Source organism: Nonomuraea sp. NPDC004702, assembly GCF_053601695.1.
This window is the reverse complement of record NZ_JBSGCE010000069.1, coordinates 38,766-48,783: the sequence shown is the minus strand read 5'-3', so window position 1 is coordinate 48,783 and position 10,018 is coordinate 38,766. Positions and strand designations below refer to the sequence as shown.

The 10,018-nt window shown below is 74.9% G+C and carries 13 protein-coding genes; 10 read left to right on the top strand and 3 right to left on the bottom strand.

Annotated elements, in window-relative coordinates:
- Positions 1-187 (top strand): hypothetical protein (locus tag ACWEJ6_RS45510; RefSeq protein WP_452431632.1); only part of this gene is annotated, 187 nt, incomplete at its 5' end.
- A gap of 63 nt (positions 188-250) precedes the next feature.
- On the opposite strand, the gene ACWEJ6_RS45505 is transcribed toward ACWEJ6_RS45510, so the two are convergent.
- From ACWEJ6_RS45505 to ACWEJ6_RS45495, 3 genes are read right to left on the bottom strand one after another with little or no spacing between them, the layout of a single operon-like run.
- Positions 251-1,498: a cytochrome P450 gene (locus ACWEJ6_RS45505; protein WP_452431631.1), complete on the bottom strand. Its 1,248-nt coding sequence runs from the start codon at positions 1,496-1,498 to the stop codon at positions 251-253.
- A gap of 16 nt (positions 1,499-1,514) precedes the next feature.
- The gene (locus ACWEJ6_RS45500) at positions 1,515-2,891 is read right to left on the bottom strand and encodes an NAD(P)/FAD-dependent oxidoreductase (protein ID WP_452431630.1); all 1,377 of its coding nucleotides are present in this window, start codon (positions 2,889-2,891) and stop codon (positions 1,515-1,517) included.
- Positions 2,884-3,084 carry a ferredoxin gene (locus tag ACWEJ6_RS45495; RefSeq protein WP_352355003.1) on the bottom strand — a complete coding sequence of 67 codons (201 nt, stop codon included), beginning with the start codon at positions 3,082-3,084 and terminating at the stop codon, positions 2,884-2,886. Before ACWEJ6_RS45495 ends, ACWEJ6_RS45500 begins: the two co-directional genes overlap by 8 nt.
- A 131-nt stretch (positions 3,085-3,215) precedes the next feature.
- Here ACWEJ6_RS45495 and ACWEJ6_RS45490 point away from each other — a divergent pair, with 131 nt between their 5' ends.
- The 9 genes from ACWEJ6_RS45490 (at position 3,216) to ACWEJ6_RS45450 (ending at position 10,008) form a co-directional block, all read left to right on the top strand.
- Positions 3,216-3,788, top strand: coding sequence for a TetR/AcrR family transcriptional regulator (locus ACWEJ6_RS45490; protein ID WP_352327684.1), 573 nt, complete (start codon positions 3,216-3,218; stop codon positions 3,786-3,788).
- On the top strand, positions 3,785-5,146 hold the full coding sequence (locus ACWEJ6_RS45485) for a DHA2 family efflux MFS transporter permease subunit (protein WP_387674010.1): 1,362 nt from the start codon (positions 3,785-3,787) through the stop codon (positions 5,144-5,146). The genes ACWEJ6_RS45490 and ACWEJ6_RS45485 overlap by 4 nt, the downstream gene beginning before the upstream one ends.
- Complete coding sequence (locus ACWEJ6_RS45480) at positions 5,143-5,649, top strand: FBP domain-containing protein (RefSeq protein WP_352354999.1); 507 nt, start codon at positions 5,143-5,145, stop codon at positions 5,647-5,649. The genes ACWEJ6_RS45485 and ACWEJ6_RS45480 overlap by 4 nt, the downstream gene beginning before the upstream one ends.
- A gap of 107 nt (positions 5,650-5,756) precedes the next feature.
- Positions 5,757-6,146 (top strand): YunG family protein, encoded by a 390-nt coding sequence (locus ACWEJ6_RS45475; RefSeq protein WP_452431629.1) that lies wholly within the window; start codon positions 5,757-5,759, stop codon positions 6,144-6,146.
- Positions 6,147-6,217: 71 nt separating this feature from the next.
- Positions 6,218-6,784, top strand: a complete 567-nt coding sequence (locus ACWEJ6_RS45470; protein ID WP_452431628.1) for a toxin-antitoxin system HicB family antitoxin — start codon at positions 6,218-6,220, stop codon at positions 6,782-6,784.
- 5 nt (positions 6,785-6,789) lie between these two features.
- A complete protein-coding gene (locus tag ACWEJ6_RS45465) occupies positions 6,790-7,722 on the top strand; it encodes a DUF4097 family beta strand repeat-containing protein (protein ID WP_452431627.1) in 933 nt (310 codons plus the stop codon).
- A gap of 17 nt (positions 7,723-7,739) precedes the next feature.
- On the top strand, positions 7,740-8,705 hold the full coding sequence (locus ACWEJ6_RS45460; RefSeq protein ID WP_358299598.1) for an ATP-binding cassette domain-containing protein: 966 nt from the start codon (positions 7,740-7,742) through the stop codon (positions 8,703-8,705).
- Entirely contained in the window at positions 8,702-9,505 is an 804-nt protein-coding gene (locus tag ACWEJ6_RS45455) for an ABC transporter permease (protein ID WP_358299601.1), read from the top strand. Before ACWEJ6_RS45460 ends, ACWEJ6_RS45455 begins: the two co-directional genes overlap by 4 nt.
- On the top strand, positions 9,502-10,008 hold the full coding sequence (locus ACWEJ6_RS45450) for a DUF1707 SHOCT-like domain-containing protein (protein ID WP_452431626.1): 507 nt from the start codon (positions 9,502-9,504) through the stop codon (positions 10,006-10,008). The genes ACWEJ6_RS45455 and ACWEJ6_RS45450 overlap by 4 nt, the downstream gene beginning before the upstream one ends.
- Positions 10,009-10,018 lie beyond the last annotated feature (10 nt).

The following is a 10,018-nucleotide window of genomic DNA, read 5'->3' as shown; positions in this document are numbered from 1 at the left end:
CGACGCCTCCCTCGTGCCCGCCATCCTCGCCGACCCGCCCGAGGCGGTGTTCGTCAACCGGTACGGCGTCGCGCCGGTCGCCCGCGCCCCGCTCGACCTGCGGGAGCCGGTGCTACGCGTCTCGCCGCCCCCCGGAACCCGGCAGGAGACCCTGGACGCCCTGGCCCGCGTCCTCGACGGCCATTAGAGCGGGCGGGCGTCAGAGCAGGCGGGCGTCAGAACGGGCGGGCGGGTGTCGGAGCGGGCGGCGTCAGAGCAGGCGGTCGAAGCCGACCAGCAGGTGCGCGGGCCCGCGCAGCGACGCGCTGTGCCGGTACGGCGGCGGGCCGGCGGCCAGTTCCGGCCGGACCAGCCTGCTCACCAGCGCGCCCAGCGCGACCCGCGCCTCGATCCGGGCCAGCGGCGCCCCCACGCAGTAGTGCACGCCCCCGCCGAACCCCAGATGCTGGTTGTCCCGCCGCGCCGGGTCGAAGCGGTCGGCGCCGGGGAAGCGGGCCGGGTCCCGGCTGCCCGAGGCCAGCAGCAGCGCCACGTCCGCGCCCTGGGGGACGGTGACCCCGGCGATCTCGATGTCGGCCAGCGTCGTGCGGGTGCGGAACTGCACCGGCGGGTCGTAGCGCAGCACCTCCTCGACGGCCGGCACGATCAGCCCGGGGTCGGCGCGCAGCCGCGCCAGCGCCTCCGGGTTGCGCAGGAACGTCAGCATGCCGTTGGTGATCAGGTTGACGGTGGTCTCGTGGCCGGCGATGAGCAGCAGGGCCATCGTCGCGATGATCTCCGGGGCGTCCATGCGCTCGGTCTCGCCGTCGGTGAGCAGCGCCGACAGCAGGTCGTCCGACGGGTGGGCGTGCCGCTCGCCGGCCAGCTCGACCAGGTACGCGCGCAGCTCCGGCGCGGCGGTCTCGGCCTGCCGCACCTCCTCGGCCGACAGCCCCTCGGGCGGGTCCAGCGTGCGGGCCAGGGCCGAGGCCCAGCCGTGGAAGCGCGGCTCGTCCTCCTTGGGCACGCCGAGCAGGTCGCAGATCACCGTGACCGGCAGCGGGTAGGCCAGGTCGTCCACCACGTCCATGGAGTCGTGGCCGGCGCGCCGGTCGAGCAGTTCGGCCACCAGCGACACCACGTGCTCCCCGAGCCGGTTGACGCGCTCGGGGGTGAAGTGCCGCATGACGATCCGCCGCAGCCGGTCGTGGTCGGGCGGATCGAGGAAGATGAACGCCGGTTTGCGGGACTCCTGGCCGTCCTGGGCGTTCTGTGCGGCCATCAGCCTGCCGGAGGCGCCGAACGAGCCGGAGCCGCTCCTGCTCTTGCGCTCGTCGGAGCTGATCCGCGGGTCGTGCAGCAGCGAGACGATCTCGGCGTACGTGCTCACCGCGTACAGGTCGTCCCCCTGGCGGGAGACGGGCGTCTCGCGCAGCCGGGCGTACAGCGGGTACGGGTCCGGGCGGCTCGCCTCGTCCAGGACCTGCGCGAACAGGCTCTGCGTCACCTGGTGGGCCATGGTCGTCCTCCGGCTCTCATTCCAGCGGCGGCGCGGTCAGCGGCGAGCGGGGGTCGCGCTCGCGCGGCACCTCGCGCGCGGTCGGGCCCTGCCCGGTCACCGCGGCCGTCGGGCTGTGCGTGGACTGGCCGTCCACGGCCAGGCCGGCGGGCACCGGGAGCAGCGTGCGCGGCCCGTCGGCGGCCCGCAGGTCGGGCGGGAAGGGCGCGGCCGCCTCGATGAGGCCGGCATAGGCGGGCAGCGAGCGCGGGGCGTCCACCGCGACCGCCGCCACGCACCGGCCCTGGCGGCCGAAACAGGCCACGAAGCGGCGCTCGGCCACCGAGCCCTGCGTGACCACCACCTCGTCAGCGATCGTCGGCAGCCCGACGGACTTGATGCTGACGCCGAACTGGTAGGACCAGAACGCCGGCAGCCCCCGGTGCGGACGCGGCCGGTCGGCGACCATGTTGTGCGCGGCGGTGGCCGCCTGGCGCACCGCGTTGTCCCAGTGCTCCACGGCCAGCAGCAGGCCGTCGTAGTGCGGGTGCGGCCAGCGCGCCACGTCGCCGGCCACGAACACGTCGGAGGTGACGATCGCGTCGGCGTCGAAGGCCCGGCAGGCGGCGTCGCACACCACCCCGCGCGCGTCGGCCGCCAGGCCCGCCCCGTCCAGCCATTCGGTGTTGCGGACGGCCCCGAGCGCCACCACCGCGACCTCGACCGGCAGGACGTCGCCGTCGGACAGGTGCGCCGCGCGCAACCGGCCCTCCGCGTCGCCCTCCAGCGCCATCACCGTGGTGTTCACCCGCAGGTCCACGCCGTGCTCGCGGTGCAGCCGGGCGGCCACGCTGCCGGCCGCCGCGCCCAGGGCGCCGGCCAGCGGGGCCGGGCCGCGTTCGGCGACCGTCACGGCCAGGCCCATCTCGCGGCACACGGAGGCGATCTCCGAGCCGGTGAACCCGCCGCCGATGACCAGCACCCGGCTCGGCCCGGCGGCGAGCGCGGCCCGCAGGCTCGCCGCGTCGTCGCGTCCGCGCAGGGTGAACACGCCGGTCAGGGCCGCCTCGGCGGGCTCGGGCCAGGGGCGCGCCCGGGTGCCGGTGGCGATCAGCACCCGGTCGAAGCCGATCTCGCGCCCGCCGGCCAGGCGTACCTGCCGGGTGCGCAGGTCCAGGCCGGTGGCGGGCTCGCCGAGCAGCCAGCGCGCCCGCAGGTCCCGCGCCGTGACGAGCGCGGTGTGCGCGGGCGAGGCGCGGCCGGCCAGCACCTGCTTGGACAGCGGCGGCCGGTCGTAGGGCTCGTACGGCTCGTCGCCGATCAGGGTCAGCTCCCCGGTGAAGCCCTCGGCGCGCAGCGTCTCGGCGGCCCGCAGGCCGGCCAGCGAGGCGCCGACGATCACCGCGCTACGCATGGTCGTCCGGCGAGCAGGTGATCGCCTGCACCGGGCAGGCCGCGGCGGCCTCGCGCACCTGCTCGCGCAGCGCGTCGGCCGGGGCGTAGTCGTACTCGAGGGACTCGGCGCCGTGGAACCGGAAGACCGCCGGCGCCGCGAACACGCACTGGCCGTAGCTCAGGCAGCGGTTCAGATCGACGAGCACTCTCATGTCCGCCACGTTACGAACGGCTGCTCCAGCCACGTTCCAACCTGATCCCAAGTTTTCCTGATTTGCGAAACCTAGGACTCCTAGGATAAAACCTAGGAAGGTTAGGTTTCCTGCTGCGGAGGTGGATCATGATGGCTCGGGCCGGTCTGACGGCGGACCGCGTGACGGAGGCGGCCGGGGAACTGGCCGACGAGGCCGGGTTCGACAACCTGACGGTCTCGGCCCTGGCGCGCCGCTTCGGCGTCGCGGACGCCAGCCTCTACTCCCACGTCAGGAACCTCCAGGACCTGCGCGTCCGGGTGGCGCTGCGCGCCGCCCGCATCCAGGCCGACGCCCTGACCGCGGCGGTGGCCGGCAAGGCGGGCAAGGACGCCCTGGCCGCCTTCGCCGCCGCCTACCGCGACTTCGCGCTCGCCCACCCGGGCCTGTACGAGGCCACCCAGCTCCGGCTCGACCCCGAGATCGTCGCCGGGTGCGCCGACGTCCAGCGCATCTTCACCACCACCAACGCGGTCGTGGCCGCGTACGGGCTGCCCGAGCCGGCCCACACCGACGCCATCCGGCTGCTGCGCAGCACCTTCCACGGCTTCACCAACCTGGAGGCCCGCGGCGGCTTCCAGGCGTCCCGCGACGTCCGCAGCTCGTGGGACGCGATCATCGACGCGCTCGACAGCGCACTGAGACATTGGCAGGTTTCCCCATGACCGGAACGACCGCGGCCCGGCCCGGCCTCGACCGGCGGCTGCTGACGGTCGCCGGGGTGCTCACCCTCGGCGCCTTCACCGCCCTGCTCGACGGCACGGTGGTCGGTGTCGCCACGCACACCCTGGCCCGCGCCTTCTCCGCCGACCTGGCGGCCACCCAATGGGTGACGACGGCCTACCTGCTCGCCCTGGCCGCGGTCATCCCGGCGACCGGGTGGGCGGCCCAGCGGTTCGGCGCCGGGACGGCCTGGACCGCCTCGCTCGCCGTGTTCCTGGCCGGCTCGATCCTGTGCGGGTCGGCCTGGTCGCTCGGCAGCCTCATCGCCTTCCGCGTCGTGCAGGGGGCCGGGGCGGGCATGCTCTTCCCGCTCAGCCGGATCATCGTCGTCGAGGTGGCCGGGCGCGAGCGGCTCGGCCGGATGATGGCGCTGATGGCCGTGCCCGCCGTGTTCGCGCCCGTCCTCGGGCCGGTCGTCGGCGGCGTGCTGCTGGAGACGCTGTCGTGGCGGTGGGTGTTCCTGGTCAACGTCCCGTTCGTGGCGGCCGGCGTCGTCCTGTCGGCTCTGTACGTGCGCACCGCCCGGCCCGAGGGCCCGGCCGAACGCCTCGACGTGGCCGGCCTGCTCGGCGTGAGCGGCGGCCTGACCCTGCTGCTGCACGGGCTGAGCGGGGCCGGTGAGCCCGTGGCCGCGCTGACCGCGGCCGCCGGCGCGTTACTGCTGGCCGCCTGCCTGTGGCGGGCCGCCCGCACCTCCGGGCCGCGGATCGTCGAGCCCGGCCTGTTCCGCGACCGGGCCTTCGCCGCCTCCGCCGCGCTGGCCTTCCTGGCCAACTTCTCCCTGTTCGCCGCCGTGTTCCTGGTGCCGCTGTTCGTCCAGACGGCCGAGGGGTCCGGAGCGCTCGGCGCCGGGCTGGTGCTCGCGCCGCAGGGGCTCGGCATGCTCGTCGCGGTGCTGGCGGCCGGCCGGCTGATCGACCTGAACGGCAACCCGCGCCGGATCGTCGTCACGGGCCTGGTCCTGCTGGCGGCCGGCACCCTGCCGTTCGCGCTGGCCGATCCCGGCACGGGCACGGCGCTGCTGCCGGTGGCGCTGTTCGTCCGCGGGGTGGGGGCCGCGCTCGCGGTCGCACCCACCATGATCACCCTCTACCACTCGCTGCCGCCGGCCAAGGTGCCCGCCGCGACCACCGCCAACGCCATCGGCCAGCAGGTCGGCGCGGCGGCCGGCACCGCCTGCGTGGCCGTGCTGCTCCAGCACGGCGGCTACCGGCCCGCCTTCTGGGTCACGCTGGCCGCCGTCGCGCTCTGCCTCCTGCCCGCCCTGTTCCTCCCGTCCTCGAAAGCAGGCACGTCATGAACCCCGTCACCGAGAACGAGATCCGCTCGTCCTTCGTCAACTGCTCCAAGGGCGAGGCCCGCCGGCTCGCCGTCCCGCGCGGGCTGCCCGAGCTGCCCTGGCCCGACCTCGACTTCCTGGGCTGGCGCGATCCGGGGGCGCCCGAGCGGGCGTACCTGGTGGCCGAACGCGGCGGCGCGCCGGTCGGCGTCGCGCTGCGGCTCGGCCAGGAGGTGCGCAGGAGCTTCACCAAGAGCACGCTCTGCTCGGTCTGCGTGACCCCGCACGCCGGGACCGGCGTCGCGCTGTTCACCGCGGCCCGGGTCGGCGCGGCGGGGCGGCAGGGCAACACGGTGGGCGCCTACATGTGCGCCGACCTGGCCTGCTCCCTGTACGTGCGGGGGCGCAAGGAGACCGAGCTGGGCGTCCGGTTCGAGTCGCTGAGCGTGGCCGAACGCGTCGCCAGGACCACGGTCAACCTGGACGCCTTCCTGGACAAGATCCTGCACGACACCCTGGCGTGATCGGGGTGTGGAGGGGCGGCGTCCGGCTCGCGCCGCGGGGCGGGAAGGGTCCACCCGCGGCGCTGGCCGGCCCGTGAACTGTCGGGCCCGCCTGCGACACTCCCCGGATGCTGATATTGGAACTGTTGCGGCCGACGTTGCGCGCCGCCTGGGGGCCCGACACCTGCGACACCGCCGCGCGGGAGGAGTGGCGGGCCGACAACCCGGCCAGGGGGCAGTGCGGGATCACCGCGCTGGTGGTCCAGGACCTGCTCGGCGGAGACCTGATCCTGGCCGAGGTGCACGCCGACGGCGTCAAGGTCGGCCACCACTACTGGAACGTGCTGCCCGGCGGCACTGAGGTCGACTTCACCTCCGACCAGTTCCACCCGGGCGAGGTCATCGTGAATCCCCAGCTCCAGCACCGTCCCCCGGGCGCGCCGCGCCGGTGCCGCGAGCAGTACGAGCTGCTGCGCCACCGCGTCGTCACCGCGCTGTCCGGGCCGCCGCCCGCCTGAGACGTCATGTGACGCCATAATGACGCCATAGCGCATTGCGATGGCGTCACTTCGCGTGTCATGATGGCGTCATGGACCTTGCCCCGTATGTCGATCAACTCCGGCGCGAGCTCATGCTCGCCGCAGGGACGGGCGGCGAGGAGGCCCGTGCGCTGGCCGAACGCTTCGCCGCCACCCTGGCGTCGGCCACCCGGCTCGCCCTGCTGGAGGCCCTGTCGGCCGCCGCGGACGAGATCACCCAGGACCTCGCGCCCGGCTCGGTCGAGGTGCGCCTGCGCGGCCGCGACCCCGCCTTCGTCGTGACGTCACCGCCCGCCGCCCACCCGTTCCCGGACCAGGACGACCCGCCCGTCAGCGCCTGGCCGGGCGAGCGGCCGCCCACACCGCCGCCGCCCCCCGAGGCCGACGAGGGCGGCACGTCCCGGATCTCCCTCCGGGTGCCCGAGGCGCTCAAGCCGCGCATCGAGGAGGCGGCCGCGCGTGACGGGCTGTCCGTCAACGCCTGGCTGGTCCGCGCCGTCTCCGCGGCGCTCGACCCCGCCGACGCCACCCGCGACGCCGCCCGCGACGCCACCCGCCGCGCCGCCCGCCGCCCGGCCCCGCAGACCGGCAACCGCTACAGCGGCTGGGTGCGCTGATGACCATGCCGACCGATGACAGGGAGATCGGAATGCCGGCCTTCGACACGCCCCGCCCCATCGTCGCCGTCCTCGACCTGGCGACCGCCGCCGTCCGCGTCGTCGCGGGCGACCGCGGCGAGACCGTGGTCGAGGTCCGCCCGAGCGACGAGCACAACGACGCCGACGTGCAGGCCGCCCGGCACGTCCAGGTCCATTACGCCGACGGCAGGCTCACGGTGGCCGCCGACAAGGAGCAGGGCGGGCCGGCGCTCGGCTGGGGGCTCTCGCTCGGCAAGCTCGTCGAGTCGCCCGCCGACTGGGCGCGTTCGCTGCTGCTCGGCACGGGCTCGGTGGAGGTGACGGTCGAGCTGCCGGCCGGCTCCCGCCTCGACGCCAGGACGTCCGGCGGCCTGTCGTGCCGCGGGCGGCTCGGCGACGTCACGGCGACCACCACGTACGGCGACATCCGCGTCGAGGAGGCCGGCCGGCTGCGCCTGAAGAGCACCCACGGCACCGTCTCCGTCACCCGCGCCCGCGGGCACGCCGAGATCACCACGAACCACGGCGACATCCGCGTCGGCGAGATCGACGGCACCGCCGCGGTCAAGACCGCCCACGGCGACGTGCGCCTCGGCGAGGTCACCGGCGAGCTGCGGCTCAACAGCGCCCACGGCGACATCACCGTGGAGCGCCCCCTGGCCGGCGTGGTCGCCAAGACCGCCTACGCCGGCGTGGAGATCCGCGAGGTGGCGTCCGGCACGGTCGTCATGGAGACCACCGGCGGCGGCCTGGACGTCGGCGTCCCCGAGGGCACCTCCGCCTGGCTCGACGTCAGCTCCCGGTACGGCACCGTGAACGTCGCCCTCGACCCCGGCGACGACCCCGGCGACGAGGCGCGGACCGTCGAGATCCACGCCCACACCACGCACGGCGACATCGACATCCACCGTTCCTGACGACCGAGGAGACCGACATGCCAGACGCGATCGTGGTCGAAGGGCTGACCAAGAGGTTCGGCGACGTGGCCGCCCTCGACGGCGTCGACCTGACCGTCCCGGAGGGGACCGTCCTAGGACTGCTGGGCCCCAACGGCGCCGGCAAGACCACCACGGTGAGGATCCTCACCACGCTCCTGCGACCGGACGCCGGCCACGCCACGGTGGCCGGGTTCGACGTCGTCCGCGACGCCCGCCGGCTGCGCGCCCGCATCGGCGCGTCCGGCCAGTACGCCGCCGTGGACGACCACCTCACCGGCGCCGAGAACCTGGAGATGGTCGGCCGCCTCTACCACCTGGGCGCCCGGCGCAGCCGCGAGCGCGCCCGCGAGCTGCTGGACCGCTTCGACCTCGCCGACGCCGCCGACCGCCCGGTGCGCGGCTGGTCCGGCGGCATGCGCCGCCGCCTCGACCTGGCCGGCGCGCTGGTCGCCGACCCGCCCGTGCTGTTCCTGGACGAGCCCACCACCGGCCTCGACCCCCGCGCCAGGATCGCCCTGTGGGACGTCATCGCCGAGCTCGTCCGGGAGGGCACCACCGTCCTGCTCACCACCCAGTACCTGGAGGAGGCCGACCGGCTCGCCGACCGCATCGTGGTGGTCGACCACGGGCGGGTGATCGCCCGCGGCACGGCCGAGGAGCTGAAGGACCAGGTCGGCGGCGACCGCATCCAGCTCTCGGTGACCAGCGCGGCGAGCCTGGACCACGCCGCCCGCGCCCTGGCGCCGCTGGCCCTGGGCGAGATGCAGGTCGACGCCGCCGCCCTGCGCATGACGATCCCGGTGACCGGCGGCGCGGCCGCGCTGACCCGGGCGCTCGGCCACCTGGCCGCCGAGCGGATCGCCGTACGCGACGCCGGGCTGCGCCGGCCCACCCTCGACGACGTGTTCCTCACCCTCACCGGACGCCAGGCCGCCGACAAGACCGAGGAGACCGTTCGATGAACGCCTTCCAGCTGGCCGCCGCCGACGGCCTGACCATCGCCAGGCGCAACGCGCTCAAGATCCGCAGAGCCCCCGACCTGCTGGGCGGCGTGATCATGCTGCCCATCGTGTTCGTGGTGCTGTTCACCTACGTCTTCGGCAGCATGATCGAGCTGCCCGGCATGTCCTACGGCGAGTACCTGCTGCCCGGGATCTTCGTCATGACGATCGTCACCAGCGCGCAGATCACCGGCTACACGCTCACCCAGGACCTGCAGAAGGGCATCTTCGACCGGTTCCGCACCCTGCCGATGTCCCCGACGGCGGTGCTCACCGGCCAGACCGTCAGCGACGTGATCATGAACGTCACCAGCATCGCCACCATGGCGCTCGTCGGCCTGCTGGTCGGCTGGCGCGTCCACAGCTCGCCGCCGGAGGCGGTGCTCGGGTTCGCGATGCTGCTGCTGTTCGCCTACGCCTTCTCCTGGGTGACGGCCACCGTCGCGCTGGCCCTGCGCACGCCCGAGGTGTTCAACAACCTCGCCACCCTCACCTCGTTGCCGCTGGTGTTCCTGTCCAACGCGTTCGCCGACAGCACGCGCCTGCCCGGCCCGCTGCGGCCGATCGCCGAGTGGAACCCGGTCTCCACGCTCGTCCAGGCCGCGCGTGAGCTGTTCGGCAACACCAGCGCCGCGCTGCCCCAGCCCGCCGCCTGGCCGCTGCGGCACGCCGTGCCGGTGTCGCTGCTGTGGTCCGTGCTGCTCCTGGCCGTGTTCGTGCCGCTGGCCACGCGGCTGTACAACAGGGCCGTCAGCCGATGAACACCGTCTCGGGCGCGGACCGCGAGCGGGCGGTCGAGCTGGTCCAGCAGGCGTACGCGGACGGCCGGCTCGACCCCGGCGAGCTGGAGCGGCGGCTCGAACTGGCGCTCACCGCCACCTCCGCCCGCGAGCTGGCGCCGATCGTCGCCGACCTGCCGGACGAGGTGGTCCGGCTGGGCTCCACCGGCGGCGCCGTCACCCGGACCGGCGACTGGGAGGTCCCGCGCCGCCTGTGCGTCGACTCCAGGTACGGCCGGGTGCGGCTCGACCTGTCGCGGGCCCACGTGCCGTACGCGCGCGTCGACATCGAGCTGCTGCTGGCGTACGGCAGCGCCACGATCGTCCTGCCCGCGGGCGCCACCGCGAACGCCGACGGGGTGCGGTCGGAGTGGGGGCGGGTGACCTGCAAGGTCCCCGGCCGGCCCCGCCCCGGCCACCCGCACGTCCAGGTGACCGGCGACCTCCCCTACGGCCGCCTGCTCATCCGCCCCGCCCGCCGCTGACCCGGCCCCC

Excerpts from the sequence above, each read along its gene's own strand:
- ACWEJ6_RS45505 (WP_452431631.1), bottom strand. The coding sequence starts at position 1,498 with ATGGCCCACCAGGTGACGCAGAGCCTGTTCGCGCAGGTCCTGGACGAG.
- ACWEJ6_RS45500 (WP_452431630.1), bottom strand. The coding sequence starts at position 2,891 with ATGCGTAGCGCGGTGATCGTCGGCGCCTCGCTGGCCGGCCTGCGGGCC.
- ACWEJ6_RS45495 (WP_352355003.1), bottom strand. The coding sequence starts at position 3,084 with ATGAGAGTGCTCGTCGATCTGAACCGCTGCCTGAGCTACGGCCAGTGC.
- ACWEJ6_RS45490 (WP_352327684.1), top strand. The coding sequence starts at position 3,216 with ATGGCTCGGGCCGGTCTGACGGCGGACCGCGTGACGGAGGCGGCCGGG.
- ACWEJ6_RS45485 (WP_387674010.1), top strand. The coding sequence starts at position 3,785 with ATGACCGGAACGACCGCGGCCCGGCCCGGCCTCGACCGGCGGCTGCTG.
- ACWEJ6_RS45480 (WP_352354999.1), top strand. The coding sequence starts at position 5,143 with ATGAACCCCGTCACCGAGAACGAGATCCGCTCGTCCTTCGTCAACTGC.
- ACWEJ6_RS45475 (WP_452431629.1), top strand. The coding sequence starts at position 5,757 with ATGCTGATATTGGAACTGTTGCGGCCGACGTTGCGCGCCGCCTGGGGG.
- ACWEJ6_RS45470 (WP_452431628.1), top strand. The coding sequence starts at position 6,218 with ATGGACCTTGCCCCGTATGTCGATCAACTCCGGCGCGAGCTCATGCTC.
- ACWEJ6_RS45465 (WP_452431627.1), top strand. The coding sequence starts at position 6,790 with ATGCCGACCGATGACAGGGAGATCGGAATGCCGGCCTTCGACACGCCC.
- ACWEJ6_RS45460 (WP_358299598.1), top strand. The coding sequence starts at position 7,740 with ATGCCAGACGCGATCGTGGTCGAAGGGCTGACCAAGAGGTTCGGCGAC.
- ACWEJ6_RS45455 (WP_358299601.1), top strand. The coding sequence starts at position 8,702 with ATGAACGCCTTCCAGCTGGCCGCCGCCGACGGCCTGACCATCGCCAGG.
- ACWEJ6_RS45450 (WP_452431626.1), top strand. The coding sequence starts at position 9,502 with ATGAACACCGTCTCGGGCGCGGACCGCGAGCGGGCGGTCGAGCTGGTC.